Here is an 18,556-nt window from a genome sequence, read left to right on the forward strand (position 1 = left end):
GGCGCCTCGGCAGGCGGCTGCAATCCGTGCTAAGCGGTGCGAATGTCCATTTTGGTTCGCTCCTCTGCCTGGCTGCTTGCCGCCGCCGTCGCCTTTGCAACCCTCGGCCCGCCCGGCCTGCGGCCCCATTCCGACCTCGGCCAGGACGGCGAACATGCCCTTGCCTTCGTCCTGGTGGGACTAGCCTTCGGCCTCGCCTATCCGCGCCGCCGCCTGTCGGCCACGGCCATCGCGGTGGTGCTGATCGGGCTGCTCGAACTGATGCAATTCTGGGCACCGGGACGGCATGCGCGGCTGGAGGACTTTCTGGTCGATGCTGGCACCACCTGCGTCGGCTTCGCGCTCGCGGCCATCGCCGATTGGGCCATGACGCGGTTTCGTGCAAATTCGGCCCTAACGAGTCAAGGCCCCGCGGAGTGACGCTCCGCAGGGCCCGTCTCTTCAAAGCTCACGCTCAGATCGATCAGTCGATGATCTTGACGACGCGGCGGGTGCGCGGCTCCACGATCACGCGGCGATCGTTCACGACTGCATAGCGATATTCGGTGTAGTTCGGCACGGGCCGCAGCACCACGGTCGGCGGCAGGGGCTCGCCGACCACGACGCGCTCGTGAACCACGACGGAATCATCGCGCGGAATTCCGCCGAGGATCGCATTCGGGATTTCCAGACCAGCGCCGACCGCCGCACCGACGGTACCACCGACCATCGCTCCGACCGGGCCGCCGATGTCGCCGCCTGCGCGTGCGCCGTTCCTGGCGCCCTCTTCGGTCGTCGACTGAGCAAAGGCCGCACTCGACGCCAGCAGCGACGCGGCAGCCAACGAAATCGCAAGACGGGTTTTCATGTGCTTATGTCTCCAGTGATTGTTGTGCGCCTTCAACCGCCGGGCCGGATCATTGTTCCGGTTCCCCGCCCGATCTAGACTGCACCAAAACTGGAGACTGTTCCCCGGTAACAGTTCAGGCCGCGGCGATCTCGTGCCCCGCCATCAGTTCCAGCGCCCGCACCATCGCCGAGTGATCCCAGCCCTTGCCACCATGCGCAGTGCAAGACGAGAACAATTGCTGCGCCACTGCCGTGCTCGGCAGCGACAGGCCGAGCGCGCGGGCGCCTTCAAGCGCGAGGTTGAGATCCTTCTGGTGCAGCTCGATACGGAAGCCGGGATCGAAATTGCGCTTCACCATGCGCTCACCATGCACTTCTAGAATCCGCGACGACGCAAAGCCGCCCATCAGGGCCTGCCGCACCAGCGCCGGATCCGCACCGGCTTTCGACGCGAACAGCAGCGCTTCGCTGACCGCTTCGATCGTCAACGCGACGATGATCTGGTTGGCGACCTTCGTCGTCTGGCCATCGCCATTGGCGCCGACCCGGGTGACGTTCTTTCCCATCCGGTCGAAGATCGGCTTCATGGTGTTGAAGGCGCGTTCGGGCCCACCGACCATGATGGTGAGGCTTGCCGCCTTGGCACCGACCTCCCCGCCTGACACCGGGGCGTCGAGATAATCCGCGCCGAGCGCCTCGATCTTCTTCGCGAACTCCTTGGTCGCCAGCGGCGAGATCGAGCTCATGTCGACCACGATCTTGCCCTTGCAAATGCCGCCCGCTACGCCGTTCTTGCCGAACAGCACGGCCTCCACATGCGGGGTATCCGGAACCATGATGATGATCGCATCCGCCTCCTCCGCGACCTCCTTGCTTGACTTGCAGTCAACGCCGCCGGCGGCGATCAGCTCGGGTGCGACCGGCCCGACATCGTGCAGGAGAACGCGATGGCCTGCGGCCAGAAGATGGCCGGCCATCGGCCGTCCCATGGTGCCAAGTCCGATAAAGCCGATGTCGATCATGTCAAGGTTTCCTCAGGTCTCAAACGTCTGCGCGGCGTGCCAGGACAGGCCTTCCAGCGTCGTGGTGCGCGGCTTGTATTCGCAGCCGATCCAGCCGCGATAGCCGATCGCGTCGAGATGGCGGAACAGGAAGGGATAGTTGATCTCGCCGGTGCCGGGCTCGTTGCGGCCGGGATTGTCGGCGAGCTGGATGTGCGCGATCTGCGGCAGATATTCCTGCATGGTGCGGGCGAGATCACCCTCCATGATCTGCATGTGATAGATGTCGTACTGGATGAACAGATTGTTGGAGCGCACCTCGGAGATCAGCTGCACGGCCTGCTCGGTGCCGTTGAGGAAGAAGCCGGGAATGTCGAGCGTGTTAATCGGCTCGACCAGAAGTTTGATGTTCTCGCGCGCCAGAGTCGACGCTGCAAACCGCAGATTCCCGACCAGCGTTTCGTTGAGCTCGCGCGGGTCGGCATCGACAGGCGCGATGCCGACGAGACAGTTGAGCTGCTCGCAATCGAGCGCTTTGGCATAGTCGATGGCGCGAAACACGCCGTCCCTGAACTCGCTGGTACGATCAGGCAGGATCGCGATGCCGCGCTCGCCTGCCGCCCAATTGCCGGCCGGCAGATTGTGCAGCACCTGCGTCAGCCCATGGCTGTCGAGCTGCTCGCGCAACTGCGCCTTGTCGAATTCATAGGGGAAGAGGTACTCGACCCCGGAAAAGCCCGCCGCTTTGGCTGCGGCGAAGCGGTCCACGAACGGCATTTCGTTGAAAAGCATGGTGAGGTTTGCGGCGAATTTCGGCATGATGCTGTTCCCTATTCCGCCGGCTGCAGCACGCCGGGCCGCGCCGTCGCGACCTCGTCGAGCGGCAAATCCAGCACCTCCTCGAATTCGACGATGTTGTCGATTTCCGTTCCCATCGCGATGTTGGTGACGCGTTCGAGAATGAATTCGACCATCACGGGCACGCGGTACTTCGCCATCCATTCGCGCGCGGTCGCGAACGCAGCCTGCGAATCCTTGGGATCGGTGACACGGATCGCCTTGCAGCCGAGCCCTTCGGCGACGGCGACGTGATCGACGCCGTAGCCGCCGAGCTCCGGCGCGTTTATGTTCTCAAACGAGAGCTGGACGTGATAGTCCATGTCGAATCCACGCTGGGCCTGGCGGATCAGCCCGAGATAGGAATTGTTCACGACAACATGGATGTAGGGCAGATTGAATTGCGCCCCGACCGCGAGCTCTTCAATCAGGAACTGGAAGTCGTAGTCACCGGAGAGCGCGACGATGTCGCGATCCGGACACGCCGCGCGCACGCCGAGCGCCGCGGGTAGCGTCCAGCCGAGCGGTCCCGCCTGCCCGGCATTGATCCAGTTGCGCGGCTTGTAGACGCCCAAGAACTGCGCGCCGGCGATCTGCGACAGGCCGATCACGGAAACGTAGCAGGTGTCGCGGCCAAAGGCCTTGGTCATCTCCTCGTAGACGCGCTGCGGCTTGATCGGGACATTGTCGAAATGGCTCTTGCGCAACATGGTCTTCTTCCGGTCGCGGCAGGAAGCGGGCCACGCCTGGCGCTCGCGCAACCTGCCTGACCGGCGCCATTCCCTGGCGACGGTGACGAACAGTTCGAGCGCGGCCTTCGCGTCCGAGACGATGCCGAGATCGGGATTGAACACGCGTCCGATCTGGGTCGGTTCGATGTCGACATGCACGAAGGTGCGACCCTTGGTGTAGGTCTCGACCGAGCCGGTGTGGCGGTTTGCCCAGCGGTTGCCGATGCCGAGCACGAAATCGGATTCGAGCATGGTGGCATTGCCGTAACGATGGCTGGTCTGAAGACCGACCATACCGGCCATCAGCACGTGGTCGTCGGGGATGGCTCCCCACCCCATCAGCGTCGGCACGACCGGCACGTTGGCAATCTCGGCGAATTCCACCAGCAGATCCGAGGCGTCGGCATTGATCACGCCGCCGCCCGCGACGATCAGCGGCCGTTCGGCGGCGTTGAGCATTTCCAGCGCCTTCTCGACCTGCTTGCGGCTCGCGGTTGGCCTGTAGACCGGCAACGGCTCGTAGGTCTCGTCGTCGAACTCGATCTCGGCGAGCTGCACGTCGAGCGGCATGTCGATCAGCACCGGTCCCGGCCTCCCTGAGCGCATGACATGAAACGCCTGGCTGAACACGCGCGGCACCAGCGCCGGCTCGCGCACCGTCACCGCCCATTTGGTCACGGGCTTTGCGATCGATTCGATGTCGACGGCCTGGAAATCTTCCTTGTAGAGCCGCGCGCGCGGCGCCTGCCCGGTGATACAGAGGATCGGGATGGAATCGGCGATCGCCGAATAGAGCCCGGTGATCATGTCGGTGCCCGCCGGCCCCGAGGTTCCGATGCAGACGCCGATGTTGCCCGCCTTGGCCCGAGTATAGCCCTCGGCCATGTGCGAGGCACCCTCGACATGGCGCGCCAGGATATGGCGGATCGAGCCGCGCTTCTTCAGCGCCGAGTAAAGCGGATTGATCGCGGCCCCGGGAACGCCGAAGGCAGTCGAGATGCCTTCCTTCTCCAGAATTCGGACGGCCGCATCGATCGCTCGCATCTTCGCCATATCGGACCTCGCTTGAGTTGAGTCAGCGAGCGCGATCATCAGGCGTGCAAGCCCCGCACTCAACGAGATCGATTTTATTTTCCACGATGCGGCAGCCGCGGAAAAATCGCGGCGGTCTCAATCGGTTAGATCGAGATATCCGTGAAAGCGATCACTCGAACAGCGGCGCCAGCTGCATCTGCGGCACCAGCACGAGGCCCTTGTCGGTGATACGAATTTCCGGAATGACCGATAGAGGAATCAGATTGAAGCCCATGTAGGGGATGGTGCAGCCGGCTTCCGCCCATTCCTTCTTCAGCACCTTGACCTCTTCCGCCACCTCCGTGACGCGCTTGTCGGACAAGAGCCCAGCGATCGGCAGCGGCACCAGCGCCCTCACCTTGCCCTCGGCGACGAGGCAGACGGCGCCCTGTTGCTCCTTGATGGCGGCCACCGCGACCTGCATGTCGGCCTCGTTGGTGCCGGCAACGATGATGTTGTGGCTGTCGTGCCCGACGCTGGAGGCAACCGCGCCGCGCTTGAGGCCAAAGTCCTTCAACAGGCCGTAGGCGACGTTGCCGGCGGATTTGCCGTGACGCTCGACCACCGTGACGAAGCACAGGCCGTAGCGCGCAAACAGCGTCGGCCAATCCTTGGCCGGCTCGATCGCGATCTTCTCATGGATCAGCGTGATGCCGGGCAACGCGGTCTTGATGGCGTTGACGGTGCAGGCCTTCGCCGGCGGTTCCGGCGTCAGCTTCAGCTTCTCCGGCAGCTTCACAGTCGCGTAGGCCGCCTGCGGGTATTGATATCGCTGCGACAATGCCTGATCGAGCCGCGGCGTGATCTTGCGGTTCTCGACCACCAGCTCGCCGCCGTACCAGGTCGATTGCGGCTTGAGATTATCGTCCATCAGCACGAGATCGGCGCGGCGGCCGCCGCCGAGCCCGCCGATATCGCTGTCCATGCCGAAGCGCGTCGCGCCATGCAGCGAGCCCATCGACCACGCCTGCTCCGGCGACATCCCTGCCTTCACGGCTTCGCGCACCACCCAGTCGAGCCCGAACAGCAGGAGATCATCGGCGTCGCGATCGTCGGTGCACACGGCGGTGCGTTTATGCGAGGCCCCGAGCTCGGTGATGGTGCGGATCGCCTGCGGCAGCGAGTGCCACGGCGTGGTCGGCGGTCCCCCGCGCAGGAACACCCAGACGCCGGCATCGAGCAAATCGTCGGCGATGTCGCGGTCGATCGCCTCATGGGTGTCGGTGACGCCGCTCGCCGCATAGGCCGCAACGAATTCGCGGCCGTAGACGTGACCGGATACCGGCCGCCCGCGCTTCAGGGCGGCGGCCAGGATGGCGTGGCTGCGCTCGTCGCCCATGGTGACAGGTACAAAATCCATCTTCTCGCCGAGCGCGACGGCTTCGGGCCAACGGTCGAACAGGCCGGCGATCTTATCGGGCGTCAGATCGCCACCCGCGGTCTCGAGTGCGGCTGAGGTGGCCGGCACCGTGCTTGGCACCGTCAAAAAAATCGTCAACGGCGCCTCGCGCGCGTCCTCCAGCATCGCCTCGACGCCAGCGACGTCCATCACGTTGCCGATCTCGTGGCTGTCGCAGAAGATCGTGGTGGTGCCGTTGAGCAGAGCTGCTTCGGCATAGGCGCAGGCCGTCACCATCGATGATTCAATGTGGATGTGCGGATCGACCAGCCCGGGCGCAATGATGCCGCCGGCCGCATCGTAAACCGGCACGTTGACGAAGGCTTTCTTCGCAGCACCGGCCGGCTTCACCGCCGCAATGCGACCGCCGGTGATCCAGATTTCGCGGCTCGCTTGGATACGCTCCGAATAGGTCGAGAGCACGCGCGCGTCCGTGACGACGAGATCCGGCGCGACACGCGCCGAGGCCACGTCGGCGAGACGCCGGGTCATCGAATGCAGCGGTGCGACGGCGAAGCGGGTAAGTTTGGTCATCGGACCCCTCGCGTGGTATTATGGCCCTGCGATGGTTACGCCCTGCGCCCGACCGGGCAAGCTCAAATATAACGGCACGTCCTGCTTACGCCTTAGGCGGCGAAGCGCCTGCCGCCCCTGACCTCGCGGGTCTGCGCGAGTTCCGTCGTCTCGGGGCCGCTGCGGCAGCGGCCTTGACCCGAATCCGCATCGACCTCCCGTTCTGCTCGTCGATCTCGAACGCATTCGTCTTGCGCACGAGGTCACTCAGTTTGCGGAAGCCGAACGTTCTCGGATCGAAATCGGACGCGAGATTCGCGAGCTGGCGGCCGACCTCCCCAAGCGTCACCCAGCCGTCCTCGCTCTCCATCTGGGTGATGACCTTCTTGATGATGGGGGTCGCGGCATCAGACGGCTGAAGCGAGGTCGATCGCGAGGCAGCGTCCTGGGTGTTCGCCGGGGCGGGAAGCAGGTTCTCCGTGTAGACGAACCTTCGGCAGGCCTGCCGGAAGCTCTCCGGCGTCTTCTGTTCGCCGAACCCAAAGACATCGATGCCCTGCTCCCGGATCCGGGCGGCCAGACGGGTAAAATCGCTGTCCGACGACACCAGGCAAAAACCGTCGAACCGGCCGCTGTGAAGCAGGTCCATCGCGTCGATGACCAGGGTGATGTCGGAGGCATTCTTTCCCGTCGTGTAGGCGAACTGTTGCTGCGGGATGATGGCGTGTTTGGACAGGATGTCGGCCCAGCTCCTCGACCTGGCATTGGAAAAATCGCCATAGATGCGGCGAACGCTCGCCTCGCCGATCTTGGCAATCTCCTCGAACAGTCCATCGGCGATCTTTGCCGAAGCATTGTCGGCATCGATCAGGACAGCGAGACGGGGCGAACGGAGCTCTGACGGCATGACTTTTCCCAAAAGGACGCGACAACGGTGGACGGATATACCGATGTCGGGGCTATTGCCGCCAGAGCTGATTTCTTCAACGACCCACGACGGACCGCGAACCCGGCTCAGGCCGGCTTCACGATCGGGGCCACACCACCGAGCGCAGCCGTCAGTTCCGCCGCGACCTCGCGCACCACGCGGCCGATCTCCGGCAGCCGCGCGTCGGTGACGCGGCTGGTCAAGCCGGAGACGGAGATCGCCGCCAACGGCTCGCCAAGTGCGTTGTAGACCACGGCTGCGACGCAGCGCAGGCCCATCTCAGCCTCTTCATCATCCACCGCAAAACCCTGCTTGCGGATCTTCTCGAGCTCCTTGAACAGGTCGCTCGGCCGCACGATGGATTTCTCGGTCAGGCGTGGCATGCCGTGATGGCGGATGACGGCGCCGACGTCCTCGTCGGAATAGGTCGCGAGCACCGCCTTGCCGACGCCCGACGTCACCATGGGGACGCGGCCGCCGACCTGGGTCAGCGAGCGCATGATCTCGCGGCTCTCCATGCGGGTCAGCACGATGATGAACTCGTCGTCGACCATGGCAAGATTGGCGGTCTCGCGGGTAAGATCGCGCAGCTTGCGCAAGTAGGGGATGGCCTGGGCGCTGAAATTGCGCCGCCGCGCAAAGCTCGCGCCCACCGTGAAGCTGCGCACGCCGACATGCCATTTGGATTCGGCGCGGTCGAACTGCACGAAGCGGCGGCTTTCCAGCGTCGCCAGCAGACGGTGCACGGTCGAGGCGGAGAGCCCGGTGCGAACGGCGAGATCGCTGAGGCGATAGCCCTCGTCATCCTCGGACAATGTTTCGAGAATCGACAATGCGCGGTCGACCGACTGCACGCCGCCGTCACGCGCGTCGTGATCGGCGTCCGATGGCGATCGAGGCTCAAGAGATTTACGCCGGATCACGTTCTTGCCCATCGCGACCTGACTGTTCTCACCTCTCCCCGCATCCGCCTTCGCCAAGCCTTCAGCGGGCAAGTGCGGGGAGAGGTGAAGTAGTAGCTCAGAGCAGCCCTGCCCCGCGCGCCCATTTGTACTTGGCGCCGAGGACCTCGACCGGCAGCTCGGTCGAATAGGCATAGGCCGGGATGCCGTTCTGGTAGAGATATTCGGCGGCCTCCTCGACCTCGACGTCGCCGGCAAGGGAGGCGACGATCGGCTTCACGAAGCCCTTGGCCTCCATCTCCTTCTTCACCTCGACCATGTTGCGGGCGAACACCATCGGCGGCGTGACGATGGTGTGCCAGTAGCCGAGGATCAGCGAATGGATGCGCTCGTCCGTCAGGCCGAGCTTCACGGTGTTGACGTAGGTGATCGGCGGCTCGCCACCGGTGATGTCCACGGGATTTCCGGCCGCGCCAAACGGGGGAATGAACTTGCGGAAGGCCGCATCCAGATCCGCCGGCATCGCCATCAGCGACAGGCCATTGTCGACGCAGGAGTCCGACAGTAGCACGCCCGAGCCGCCCGCACCGGTGATGATCAGCACGTTCTCGCCCTTCGGCGTCGGCAGCACCGGCACGCCGCGCGCGAACTCGAGCAGCTGCCGCAAGCTACGGGCGCGGATCACGCCGGACTGCGCCAGGACGTCCTCGTAGATCTTGTCGTTACCGGCGAGCGCGCCGGTGTGCGACGAGGCCGCCTTCGCACCGGCCGAGGTGCGGCCGGCCTTGAGCACGATGACCGGCTTTTTCTTGGAAACGCGCTTCGCCGCTTCCGCAAAGGCACGGCCGTCCTTGAGGTCTTCGCAGTGCTGCGCGATCAAGTTCGTGTTCGGATCCTGCTCGAAAAAGGCGAGCAGATCGTCCTCGTCGATGTCGGACTTGTTGCCGAGGCCGACGATCGCCGACACGCCCATCTTGGCCGAACGGGAGAAGCCGATGATGGCCATGCCGATGCCGCCCGACTGCGAGGACAGCGCCGCGTGGCCCTTGACGTCATAGGCGGTGCAGAAGGTCGCGCAGAGATTGGCAGGGGTATAATAGAAGCCGTAGATGTTGGGCCCCATCAGGCGGATGTCGTACTTCTTGCCGACTTCGACGATCTCGGCCTGGAGCTCCGGCGCGCCGGCTTCCGCGAAGCCCGACGGGATCAGAACCGCGCCGGGAATTTTCTTCTCGCCGCATTCGGTCAGTGCCGCGGCCACGAACTTCGCGGGAATTGCGAACACCGCGGTGTCGATTACGCCGGGCACGTCCTTGACGCTCTTATAGGCCTTGTAGCCGAGGATCTCGGCGGCCTTGGGATGGATCGGGTAGATGTCGCCCTTGTAGCCGCCATTGATGAGGTTCTTCATCACGGAATTGCCGATCTTGCCGTCTTCGGCCGAAGCGCCGACCACGGCAACCGCCTTCGGCTGCATGATGCGGCTCATGGCCGCGACGATCTCTTCGGTCGGGCGCGGCTTCTGCTTGGGCACGTAAGCGAAGTCGACGACGATGCGGACGTCGGCCGCGATCGCGTCCTTGGCCGTCGCGAACACCGGGTTGAGATCGAGCTCGACGATCTCGGGGAAATCGGTGACGAGCTGCGAGACCTTGACGATGACATCCGCAAGCGCGGTGCGGTTCACCGGCTCGCCGCCTCGAACGCCCTTCAAAATTTCATGCGCCTGGATGCCATCGAGCATCGACAGCGCGTCTTGCTTGGTCGCGGGCGCGAGGCGGAAGGTGATGTCCTTCAGAACTTCGACCAGTACGCCGCCGAGACCGAAGGCCACCAGCTTGCCGAACGAGGCGTCGGTGATCGACCCGACGATCACTTCGGTGCCGCCGGCCAGCATCTGCTGTACCTGGACGCCCTCGATCTTGGCATCGGACTTGTACTTCCTGGCGTTGGATAGGATCGTCTCGTAAGCCTTCTCGGCGTCCTCGGCCGTCTTGAGCCCGACGATGACGCCGCCGGCTTCGGTCTTGTGGAGAATGTCCGGCGAGACGATCTTCATCACCACCGGAAAGCCCATCGAGGAGGCCATTTTGCCGGCCTCGCCGGCCGATTTCGCCACACCCTCCTTCGGCACCGGAATGCCGTAGGCGTCGCAGACCAGCTTGCCTTCCGGGGCGGTCAGGCTGGTGCGCTTGTCCGCCTTGACCTGGTCAAGCACCTTGCGGACGGCATCTTTGGAATTGGACATGTGGCTCTCCCTTGACCTTGGTTCTTGCGTTTCTCAAAGCGCGCGCGTGTGGCGGCTGCCCGTGATGCTTTCCATTCGCCGCGCTCTGTTCCATGTCGCGGAACGGAGTGGCATAAAGCCGAGTGTTACTCCGCCGGCTTGGATCAAAAATGGCTGGCGATGGCATTTGGTATGCCAGAAGCCAACTTGTCAAGCTGCAGCGCACCCTAGAACGCTGCAAAAAATAGGCAGCTTGACATTCTGGTATTTGGTATGCCAAAAACTTTCCCGTTAATAATCCTGTAAAAGACGACTCCCACTGGAGGAGATTCGTCGTGTCACTGCGGAAACCAACCAAGGCGTTGCCGAACATGGCCGAGGCAGATATCGCAATCGTTCGTATTGCCCCGGAGAGTAGCTTCAAGAACAAGGCGTATGACGCCTTGAAGGAAGCCATCCTCAAGATGGACATCTACTCGACGCCCGAGCCGGTGATGCTCGACGAGCGCGCGTTGTCCGAGCGCCTGGGCGTGAGCCGCACGCCGATCCGCGAAGCCATCGCGATGCTCGAGCAGGACGGTTTCGTGAAGACGGTTCCGCGCCGCGGCATCATGGTGGTGCGCAGGACCAAGAGCGAGATCGTCGACATGATCCGCGCCTGGGCGGCGCTGGAGAGCATGGCGGCCCGCCTCATCACCGCCACGGCGCGCAAGAAAGACATCACGGCCCTGCGCGACTACTTCAAGGAATTCGGCAAGGATCGCCTGCCCGAGGATCACGTCGAGGAATATTCGCGCGCCAACATCGCCTTCCACCAGGCGCTGATCTCGCTGTCGGAATCACCGGTGCTGGTCGATCTCACCAACGACCTGCTGCTGCACGTGCGCGGATATCGGCAATTGACCATCGGACGCAAGGACCGCACCGCGACGTCGCTACCCGAGCATCTCGGCATGATCGAAGCCCTTGAGGCGCGCGATACCGAGCTCGCCGAGAAGCGCGCCCGCGATCACACCCTTGGCCTTGCCGCTTACGTCGAAGCGCATGGTCAGGAACTCTTCTAGCCAGCAACGTTCACCAGAAGGGCGAGGCATCGCCCCCAAAAGCCTGAAGCGGCATCTTGAGACCAGGGAGACAAGGCCCATGCTGAATACCGCGACCAAGTCCGAAGCACCGGGCACCGAGCAGGAATTGACGGATGGTTTTCATCTCGTCATCGACGCGCTCAAGCTGAACGGCATCAATACCATCTATAATGTGCCGGGCATTCCGATCACGGATTTGGGCCGCATGGCGCAGGCGGCCGGTATTCGCATGATTTCGTTCCGCCACGAGCAGAACGCCGGCTATGCGGCGGGCATCGCCGGCTACCTCACCAAGAAGCCCGGCATCTGCCTCACCGTCTCCGCGCCCGGCTTCCTCAACGGTCTCACCGCGCTCGCGCACGCCACCACCAACTGCTACCCGATGATCCTGATCTCGGGCTCCTCCGAGCGCGAGATCGTCGACCTCCAGCAGGGCGACTACGAAGAGATGGACCAGCTCGCGATCGCCAAGCCGCTGTGCAAGGCGGCCTATCGCGTGCTGCACGCCCAGGACATCGGCATCGGGCTTGCCCGCGCCATCCGTGCCGCCGTCTCCGGCCGTCCGGGCGGCGTCTATCTCGACCTGCCGGCAAAGCTGTTCGGCCAGGTGATGAACGCCGATGCCGGCCAGAAGTCGCTGGTCAAGGTGATCGACGCGGCTCCCGCGCAGATCCCCTCGCCCGCTTCGATCAAGCGCGCGCTTGATGTCTTGAAGAGCGCAAAACGTCCGCTCATCATCCTCGGCAAGGGCGCGGCCTACGCGCAGGCCGACGAGGAGATCAAAACCTTCGTCGAGAAGAGCGGCATCCCCTTCCTGCCGATGAGCATGGCCAAGGGCCTCCTCTCCGACACCCATCCGCAGTGCGCAGGCGCCGCCCGCTCGACGGTGCTGAAGGAATCCGACGTCGTGCTGCTGATCGGCGCCCGGCTGAACTGGCTGCTCTCGCACGGCAAGGGCAAGAACTGGGGCGAAGCGCCCAAGAAGTTCATCCAGGTCGACATCGAACCGCGCGAGATGGACTCCAACGTCGAGATCGTCGCGCCCGTCGTCGGCGACATCGGCTCGGTCGTCTCCGCCTTCAACCAGGCGATGGCTTCGGGCTGGACCGCCCCGCCGGCCGAATGGACCAAGGCGATTGCGACCAAGCGCGAAGAGAACGTCGCCAAGATGGCGCCGAAGCTCATGAACAACAAATCGCCGATGGACTATCACGGCGCGCTCGGCGTGCTGAAGAACGTCATCAAGGATCATCCCGAGGCGATCCTCGTCAACGAGGGCGCCAACACGCTCGACCTCGCCCGCGGCGTCATCGACATGTATCGCCCACGCAAGCGTCTCGACGTCGGCACCTGGGGCGTGATGGGCATCGGCATGGGCCAGGCGATCGCGGCGGCTCTCGAGACCGGCCATCCCGTGCTCGCGGTCGAAGGCGACTCGGCCTTCGGCTTCTCCGGCATGGAGGTGGAGACCATCTGCCGCTACAATCTGCCGATCTGCGTCGTGATCTTCAACAATGACGGCATCTATCGCGGCACCGACGTCAACAGCGTCAACGCCGATCCGGCGACGACGGTGTTCGTCAAGGGCGCCCGCTACGACAAGATGATGGAAGCTTTCGGCGGCGTCGGCATCAACGCAACCTCGCCGGACGAGCTCAAGCGCGCCGTCAACGAAGCGATGGCCTCGGGCAAGCCGACGCTCATCAACGCCGTGATCGATCCGGCTGCCGGATCCGAGAGCGGCCGCATCGGCAACCTCAATCCGCAGAGCGTTCTGCAGAAGAAGAAGTAAGCACTCCCCTTCAACCCATAAGGTCCCTGCGGGTGCAGGGGTAGATCAGAGTACGGAGCAACACGATGACAAAAGCGCTCGAGGGCGTTCGCATTCTCGACTTCACCCACGTCCAGTCCGGGCCGACCTGCACGCAGTTGCTCGCTTGGTTCGGCGCCGACGTGATCAAGGTGGAGCGCCCGGGCGTGGGTGACATCACCCGCGGCCAGCTGCAGGACATCCCGAACGTGGACAGCCTGTATTTCACCATGCTCAACCACAACAAGCGTTCGATCACGCTCGACACCAAGAACCCCAAGGGCAAGGAAGTCCTCACCGAGCTCATCAAGAAATGCGACGTGCTGGTCGAGAACTTCGGTCCCGGCGTGCTCGACCGCATGGGCTTCCCCTGGGAGAAGATCCAGGCGATCAACCCGAAGATGATCGTCGCCTCGATCAAGGGCTTTGGTCCCGGACCGTATGAAGACTGCAAGGTCTATGAGAACGTCGCGCAGTGCACCGGCGGCGCCGCCTCCACCACCGGCTTCCGCGACGGCCTGCCGCTGGTGACCGGCGCGCAGATCGGCGACAGCGGCACCGGTCTGCATCTGGCGCTCGGCATCGTCACCGCACTCTATCAGCGCACCCATTCCGGCAAGGGCCAGAAGGTGACGGCCGCGATGCAGGACGGCGTGCTCAATCTGGCGCGCGTCAAGCTGCGCGACCAGCAGCGCCTCGCCCATGGACCGCTCAAGGAATACAGCCAGTTCGGCGAAGGCATTCCGTTCGGCGATGCCGTACCGCGTGCCGGCAACGATTCCGGCGGCGGCCAGCCCGGCCGCATCCTGAAGTGCAAGGGCTGGGAGACCGATCCGAACGCCTACATCTACTTCATCACGCAGGCCCCGGTCTGGGAGAAGATCTGCGACGTGATCGGTGAGCCCTCCTGGAAGACCGATCCGAACTACGCCAAGCCGGCCGTCCGCCTGCCGCGCCTGAACGAGATTTTCGGCCGTATCGAACAGTGGACGATGACGAAGACGAAGTTTGAGGCGATGGAAATCCTCAACAAGGACGACATCCCCTGCGGACCGATCCTGTCGATGAAGGAGATCGCCGAGGACCAGTCGCTGCGTGCGACCGGCACCGTGGTCGAGGTCGACCACCCCACCCGCGGCAAGTACATCTCGGTCGGCAACCCGATCAAGCTGTCGGACTCCCCGAGCGAGGTGGAGCGCTCCCCGCTGCTCGGCGAGCACACCGACGAGATCCTGCGCACCGTGCTTGGCTTCTCGGACCATCAGGTCGCCGATATCCACAAGTCCGGCGCGCTCGATCCGCCGCAAAAGCAGGCCGCCGAGTAAGCGGGCTTATCTCACGACCCGAAAGGCCGCCCGCTTCGGCGGCCTTTTTGTTGCCGCGCAAAGGCTGCATCGCACGATCGGCGCGCTTGCCGCGCCGCCAAGGCTGGATTAAAGATTGGTTCGCGAGGAACAGATGCGGTGGCCGGCCGTTACCCCCTCGACCGGCGTGCTCCCGGAAATGCGAGCATGCCCGAAATGTCAGCATGCCATCTCCACAGCGAGTGCAGCACGCCTCGCAAAGAACCTGCCCCACGCAGAAGAACTGGTTGCCTTCGCTTCCGAGGGTGGCAAGTCGGCCCTTCAGTTCAGGCACGGGCGGCGTCGCATCCGGCGCTCGCCAGGACCACGCTCGTTGATCAAATTTGAGAGCTCAAATGTCGAAAGATCAATCCTCTGATCGCGCCAAGCGTGAAGCCAACAAGGCGTTCAAGCCGGCGACAACGCAGAAGCCGATCAATGACTATGCGAAGGACCAGAACTCCTTCAACGAGAATCGCGAACGGCTGAAGGCGGAGCGATTGGCCCGGGAGGCGAAGCCGGGAAGCGGCTCCGAATAAGAGCGTCGGTCCCAGACTGCGACCGCGGATTGCCCTTAGGGCGCGGCGCCGAAATCCGCGCCCGTCCCTACAGCATCGAGAGCACGACGATTCCGTCTTCGACTGCACCAGAAGCGAGCTGCGCCCGCGCCATGCGCTCGAACTCGGTCCGGTTCTTGCGAAGATAACTGAAAGCCTGCTTCTGCGTCAGGAAGGTCGTCGCAAGACGGCACATCTGTCGTCCCGCGCCAAGCGCGAGAAAGAAGGTGATGGTGCCACCGCCATCCAACTTGATTCTAGGCACGACCCGCACTCTTTGGCATGTGATCGGCCCTCTCCGAGTTGTCGTCGGCGCAAAAGGCGGCTATGGCGTCACCTTCTTCTTGCGCTTCGTCGGGGTGACCGGAGGCAAGGATGCCTGAAGGGCGGCGTCTGCCGCTTCCTTGGCTTCGCGCAGCTCTCGAAGCCGCGCCATGTTCTTGCGAACATCGACGGCTTGCTTTCCAACATCCACCATCGCCCGGGCGCCCTCCTCAGCGGCCAAACGCTGACGGTTAGAACGCGCGATGCTTTCGGGTGACGGTTCGGCCGGTCTCTTGGCGCTCATTATTCACCCTGCTCTGCAACGGACAAAAACCCGCTCAATCCTGGGATCGAGCGGGTGGCATGGCCGTTTCAGTACATCCGTGAAACGGCACCAAGGCTTAGGCCAGCGAGAGATTCTCAGCGCTGACCTTGCCCCGCATCTTGTCGGTCTTGAGCTCGAAGTTGACCTTTTGGCCTTCAGCGAGACCTGCAAGACCAGCCCGCTCGACCGCGCTGATGTGAACGAACACATCGTTGCCGCCGTCGTTCGGCTGAATGAATCCAAAGCCCTTCTGGCCGTTAAACCACTTCACAGTACCTGTCGTCATTTTCTTCTCCAAAGCGCATACGCGCAGGTTCCGCGTGATCGTCACGCAGAACAAATTCTATTCGTCGATGTCTATGGAAAAGGAGCCCGCGGGCACATTCAACAAGGCACAGCGGCTGAACGAACAGCCTCAACGTATACCTCATCCTCGCCATTTGCAAGGCTTGACCGAATTTAACGCCTCGGGAGCCCTGCGGTGGATACAGGAAGCCGCGCTATCCAGCGCTCATCGCCCCTCGGCGGGCTGCTTTCGAAAGCTGCCGAGCGCCACATGCGCGGATCCCGCAAAAATTCGAGACGCCGCGTCGGATCGGCAGCACCTCCTTCGTCATCTTGGACATGAACGGGCAATATACGCCGACGTCGAGCCCGGCAATTACGAGGAAGAATGATCATGCCCAGCACTGTCCGCCTGCACCGTGTTTTGACGACCAGCCCTGAGAAAGTCTATCGCGCCTTCCTGGAGGCGGATGCGCTGGCAAAATGGCTTCCGCCGAACGGCTTCACCTGCACTGTCCATCATTTCGAGCCGAAGGTCGGGGGCACGTTCAAGATGTCGTACCGCAACTTCACGACAGGCAACAGCCACGCCTTCGGCGGCGAATATCTCGAGCTCGTCCCCGGCGAACGTCTCCGCTACACCGACAGGTTCGACGACCCCAATCTGCCGGGCGAGATCCAGGTCACCGTGATTCTGAAGAAAGTATCCGTCGGCACCGAGGTGGATATCACGCAGGCCGGCATCCCCGACGTCATCCCGCCGGAGGCTTGCTATCTCGGCTGGCAGGAATCGCTGCGCAATCTGGCGAAGCTCGTCGAGCCTGAGATCAAGCAATAGCGTCTGAAGCGGAGCGAGCGCCTCGTCCTTCGAGACGACCGCTCCGCGGTCTCCTCAGGACGAGGCTAGCGGCAACAGCGTTCGTCAAGACTGCGGCCACATATTCCGACCTCATCCTGAGGGCCCGCCAAAGGCGGGCGTCTCGAAGGATGGGCCGCCGAAACGGTCACCAAGTGCGATGGCCAGCTCACGAACGGGACCAGCGATAAAGTGTCATCTCAGCGAGCCTACGCGCCCGCCCTCGGCGCAATGCCGCCGCTTGCGGTCCAGCGATCGGGGTCCGGGCTATGCCCGATCAAAGCAAGGCCGTAGGCGATCGACTCGAACTGATCGCCCGACATCAGCCGTTCGTTGCCGAACCGCTCGGCGAACAGTTTTCGAACGGCCGGCACGAAGGACGTGCCGCCGGTCAAAAACACCTTCTCGACCTCGCGCGCGGTGATGCCGGCTTCGCCCAGCACCTTGTCGACGGTGGCGCCGAGCCTCGCGATATCGTCGGCGATCCAGGCTTCGAAATTCTTCCGTGTGATGGTCGAGCCGATGTCCACCCCGCCGCCTTTGAAACGGAACTCCACCTGGTCCTGCGCCGACAGCGCGACCTTGGCGTCGGACACCGCGCGGTACAACGAAAAACCGAGGTCGAGATCGACGATGGTGATGAAATCCTCGAGCAGAGTCGGCTTCACCGCGGTGCGCGCAAGCTCCCGGAGCTCGCGCAGGTCGCCGTTGCTCTTCATCATCGCGAGCTGATGCCAGCGCGCGAGATTGGTGTAGTGGCCGGTGGGGATCGGCAGCACCTTGTCGAACGACCGGAAGCTCGAGCCCTTGCCTAGCCGCGGCGAGACGACGTGATCGACGATGCGGTAATCGAACGTGTCGCCCGCAATCCCGATGCCGGCATGGCCGAGCGGCTCGGCGCGCAAGGCGCCGCCGGCACGTGAGAACCGCATCACCGAGAAATCGCTGGTGCCGCCGCCAAAATCCGCGACCAGCACGGTCGCGTCGCGCTCCAGCCGGCGGGCGAAGGAGAACGCGGCGCCCACGGGTTCGTAGACATAGCGCGCATGGCCGGCGCCAAGGCGCTCGAACGCGGCCCGGTAACGCTGCATCGCCAGCGCCTCGTCGGGATTGCCGCCGGCGAAGCGGACGGGGCGGCCGACCGTGATGGTGGACGTCTCGAAGCCGAATTTGTCGCCGCTATGGCGCGCCAAGGTCCGCAGGAACGCCGCCAGAATATCCTCGAACTTGTAGCGCTGCCGGAACACCTGGGTGGTGTTGAAGCTGGAGCTCGCCGCGAAGGTCTTGAACGACTGGAGAAAGCGGTAGACATGGCGGCCTTCGAGGAACTGCTCGATCGCCCACGGGCCGCCTTCGGCCTGGGCGCCGGCTCCCGGCCGGTCCTCCCAGAAGCACAGCGCCGACACGAAGACGCTGTGGCGTTGTCCGCCATGGTCGAAGCGGATGGCCTCGACCCGGCGGTCGTCCGCCGCAAGGGCTACGACCGTGTTGCTGGTCCCAAAATCGATGCCGATCGAGACGGCGGGCGAGGCGCTCGACATGAACCACTCTGACAGATGATTGGAAGGGGGCAGACCACTAGCGGCTCCGT

19 protein-coding genes are annotated in these 18,556 nt (G+C 63.7%); 7 read left to right on the plus strand and 12 right to left on the minus strand.

Features of this window, described 5'->3' with window-relative positions:
* The first annotated feature begins 42 nt into the window (after positions 1–42).
* The gene (locus tag AC0L2J_RS07035; RefSeq protein WP_063993022.1) at positions 43–420 is read left to right on the plus strand and encodes a VanZ family protein; all 378 of its coding nucleotides are present in this window, start codon (positions 43–45) and stop codon (positions 418–420) included.
* A 43-nt stretch (positions 421–463) separates the two neighbouring features.
* Here AC0L2J_RS07035 and AC0L2J_RS07040 read toward each other — a convergent pair whose 3' ends face one another.
* The 8 genes from AC0L2J_RS07040 to AC0L2J_RS07075 form a co-directional block, all read right to left on the minus strand.
* Positions 464–847: a DUF1236 domain-containing protein gene (locus AC0L2J_RS07040; RefSeq protein WP_007593296.1), complete on the minus strand. Its 384-nt coding sequence runs from the start codon at positions 845–847 to the stop codon at positions 464–466.
* 115 nt (positions 848–962) lie between these two features.
* Complete coding sequence (locus tag AC0L2J_RS07045) at positions 963–1,850, minus strand: 2-hydroxy-3-oxopropionate reductase (protein ID WP_473388124.1); 888 nt, start codon at positions 1,848–1,850, stop codon at positions 963–965.
* Between the two features lie 12 nt (positions 1,851–1,862).
* Complete coding sequence (hyi, locus tag AC0L2J_RS07050) at positions 1,863–2,648, minus strand: hydroxypyruvate isomerase (RefSeq protein ID WP_473388126.1); 786 nt, start codon at positions 2,646–2,648, stop codon at positions 1,863–1,865.
* An 11-nt stretch (positions 2,649–2,659) separates the two neighbouring features.
* Positions 2,660–4,450, minus strand: coding sequence for a glyoxylate carboligase (gcl, locus tag AC0L2J_RS07055; protein WP_473388128.1), 1,791 nt, complete (start codon positions 4,448–4,450; stop codon positions 2,660–2,662).
* A 151-nt stretch (positions 4,451–4,601) separates the two neighbouring features.
* Positions 4,602–6,404: an adenine deaminase gene (locus AC0L2J_RS07060; protein WP_473388131.1), complete on the minus strand. Its 1,803-nt coding sequence runs from the start codon at positions 6,402–6,404 to the stop codon at positions 4,602–4,604.
* 85 nt (positions 6,405–6,489) lie between these two features.
* Complete coding sequence (locus AC0L2J_RS07065) at positions 6,490–7,290, minus strand: NYN domain-containing protein (RefSeq protein WP_473388133.1); 801 nt, start codon at positions 7,288–7,290, stop codon at positions 6,490–6,492.
* A 107-nt stretch (positions 7,291–7,397) separates the two neighbouring features.
* Positions 7,398–8,246, minus strand: coding sequence for an IclR family transcriptional regulator (locus AC0L2J_RS07070; RefSeq protein WP_473388288.1), 849 nt, complete (start codon positions 8,244–8,246; stop codon positions 7,398–7,400).
* An 85-nt stretch (positions 8,247–8,331) separates the two neighbouring features.
* Positions 8,332–10,461 (minus strand): acetate--CoA ligase family protein, encoded by a 2,130-nt coding sequence (locus AC0L2J_RS07075; RefSeq protein ID WP_473388135.1) that lies wholly within the window; start codon positions 10,459–10,461, stop codon positions 8,332–8,334.
* Positions 10,462–10,811: 350 nt separating this feature from the next.
* Here AC0L2J_RS07075 and AC0L2J_RS07080 point away from each other — a divergent pair, with 350 nt between their 5' ends.
* The 4 genes from AC0L2J_RS07080 to AC0L2J_RS07095 all read left to right on the plus strand — a co-directional run bounded on the left by AC0L2J_RS07080 (position 10,812) and on the right by AC0L2J_RS07095 (position 15,217).
* A complete protein-coding gene (locus tag AC0L2J_RS07080; RefSeq protein ID WP_162496371.1) occupies positions 10,812–11,504 on the plus strand; it encodes a GntR family transcriptional regulator in 693 nt (230 codons plus the stop codon).
* A 79-nt stretch (positions 11,505–11,583) separates the two neighbouring features.
* Positions 11,584–13,317 carry an oxalyl-CoA decarboxylase gene (oxc, locus tag AC0L2J_RS07085; protein WP_473249632.1) on the plus strand — a complete coding sequence of 578 codons (1,734 nt, stop codon included), beginning with the start codon at positions 11,584–11,586 and terminating at the stop codon, positions 13,315–13,317.
* Positions 13,318–13,382: 65 nt separating this feature from the next.
* Positions 13,383–14,660, plus strand: a complete 1,278-nt coding sequence (frc, locus tag AC0L2J_RS07090; protein WP_007608365.1) for a formyl-CoA transferase — start codon at positions 13,383–13,385, stop codon at positions 14,658–14,660.
* 374 nt (positions 14,661–15,034) lie between these two features.
* Positions 15,035–15,217, plus strand: coding sequence for a hypothetical protein (locus tag AC0L2J_RS07095; protein ID WP_007608360.1), 183 nt, complete (start codon positions 15,035–15,037; stop codon positions 15,215–15,217).
* 67 nt (positions 15,218–15,284) lie between these two features.
* Here the strand turns inward: AC0L2J_RS07095 and AC0L2J_RS07100 are convergent, their stop codons facing one another.
* The 3 genes from AC0L2J_RS07100 to AC0L2J_RS07110 all read right to left on the minus strand — a co-directional run bounded on the left by AC0L2J_RS07100 (position 15,285) and on the right by AC0L2J_RS07110 (position 16,110).
* Positions 15,285–15,509, minus strand: coding sequence for a hypothetical protein (locus AC0L2J_RS07100; RefSeq protein ID WP_007608359.1), 225 nt, complete (start codon positions 15,507–15,509; stop codon positions 15,285–15,287).
* Positions 15,510–15,560: 51 nt separating this feature from the next.
* Entirely contained in the window at positions 15,561–15,803 is a 243-nt protein-coding gene (locus tag AC0L2J_RS07105; RefSeq protein WP_007608356.1) for a hypothetical protein, read from the minus strand.
* Positions 15,804–15,900: 97 nt separating this feature from the next.
* Positions 15,901–16,110: a cold-shock protein gene (locus tag AC0L2J_RS07110; protein WP_007593324.1), complete on the minus strand. Its 210-nt coding sequence runs from the start codon at positions 16,108–16,110 to the stop codon at positions 15,901–15,903.
* Between the two features lie 34 nt (positions 16,111–16,144).
* Here AC0L2J_RS07110 and AC0L2J_RS07115 point away from each other — a divergent pair, with 34 nt between their 5' ends.
* Both AC0L2J_RS07115 and AC0L2J_RS07120 read left to right on the plus strand, forming a co-directional pair.
* Complete coding sequence (locus tag AC0L2J_RS07115) at positions 16,145–16,501, plus strand: hypothetical protein (protein ID WP_473388137.1); 357 nt, start codon at positions 16,145–16,147, stop codon at positions 16,499–16,501.
* A 2-nt stretch (positions 16,502–16,503) separates the two neighbouring features.
* Complete coding sequence (locus AC0L2J_RS07120) at positions 16,504–16,947, plus strand: SRPBCC family protein (protein ID WP_473388139.1); 444 nt, start codon at positions 16,504–16,506, stop codon at positions 16,945–16,947.
* A gap of 227 nt (positions 16,948–17,174) precedes the next feature.
* Here AC0L2J_RS07120 and AC0L2J_RS07125 read toward each other — a convergent pair whose 3' ends face one another.
* Complete coding sequence (locus AC0L2J_RS07125) at positions 17,175–18,506, minus strand: Hsp70 family protein (RefSeq protein WP_473388141.1); 1,332 nt, start codon at positions 18,504–18,506, stop codon at positions 17,175–17,177.
* Positions 18,507–18,556 lie beyond the last annotated feature (50 nt).

This window comes from Bradyrhizobium sp. MV1.5 (genome assembly GCF_055807615.1).

What these genes read in the sequence shown, in the direction of transcription:
- AC0L2J_RS07035 (WP_063993022.1), top strand. Translation starts at nt 43, where the DNA reads ATGTCCATTTTGGTTCGCTCCTCTGCCTGGCTGCTTGCCGCCGCCGTC.
- AC0L2J_RS07040 (WP_007593296.1), bottom strand. Translation starts at nt 847, where the DNA reads ATGAAAACCCGTCTTGCGATTTCGTTGGCTGCCGCGTCGCTGCTGGCG.
- AC0L2J_RS07045 (WP_473388124.1), bottom strand. Translation starts at nt 1,850, where the DNA reads ATGATCGACATCGGCTTTATCGGACTTGGCACCATGGGACGGCCGATG.
- hyi (WP_473388126.1), bottom strand. Translation starts at nt 2,648, where the DNA reads ATGCCGAAATTCGCCGCAAACCTCACCATGCTTTTCAACGAAATGCCG.
- gcl (WP_473388128.1), bottom strand. Translation starts at nt 4,450, where the DNA reads ATGGCGAAGATGCGAGCGATCGATGCGGCCGTCCGAATTCTGGAGAAG.
- AC0L2J_RS07060 (WP_473388131.1), bottom strand. Translation starts at nt 6,404, where the DNA reads ATGACCAAACTTACCCGCTTCGCCGTCGCACCGCTGCATTCGATGACC.
- AC0L2J_RS07065 (WP_473388133.1), bottom strand. Translation starts at nt 7,290, where the DNA reads ATGCCGTCAGAGCTCCGTTCGCCCCGTCTCGCTGTCCTGATCGATGCC.
- AC0L2J_RS07070 (WP_473388288.1), bottom strand. Translation starts at nt 8,246, where the DNA reads ATGGGCAAGAACGTGATCCGGCGTAAATCTCTTGAGCCTCGATCGCCA.
- AC0L2J_RS07075 (WP_473388135.1), bottom strand. Translation starts at nt 10,461, where the DNA reads ATGTCCAATTCCAAAGATGCCGTCCGCAAGGTGCTTGACCAGGTCAAG.
- AC0L2J_RS07080 (WP_162496371.1), top strand. Translation starts at nt 10,812, where the DNA reads ATGGCCGAGGCAGATATCGCAATCGTTCGTATTGCCCCGGAGAGTAGC.
- oxc (WP_473249632.1), top strand. Translation starts at nt 11,584, where the DNA reads ATGCTGAATACCGCGACCAAGTCCGAAGCACCGGGCACCGAGCAGGAA.
- frc (WP_007608365.1), top strand. Translation starts at nt 13,383, where the DNA reads ATGACAAAAGCGCTCGAGGGCGTTCGCATTCTCGACTTCACCCACGTC.
- AC0L2J_RS07095 (WP_007608360.1), top strand. Translation starts at nt 15,035, where the DNA reads ATGTCGAAAGATCAATCCTCTGATCGCGCCAAGCGTGAAGCCAACAAG.
- AC0L2J_RS07105 (WP_007608356.1), bottom strand. Translation starts at nt 15,803, where the DNA reads ATGAGCGCCAAGAGACCGGCCGAACCGTCACCCGAAAGCATCGCGCGT.
- AC0L2J_RS07110 (WP_007593324.1), bottom strand. Translation starts at nt 16,110, where the DNA reads ATGACGACAGGTACTGTGAAGTGGTTTAACGGCCAGAAGGGCTTTGGA.
- AC0L2J_RS07120 (WP_473388139.1), top strand. Translation starts at nt 16,504, where the DNA reads ATGCCCAGCACTGTCCGCCTGCACCGTGTTTTGACGACCAGCCCTGAG.
- AC0L2J_RS07125 (WP_473388141.1), bottom strand. Translation starts at nt 18,506, where the DNA reads ATGTCGAGCGCCTCGCCCGCCGTCTCGATCGGCATCGATTTTGGGACC.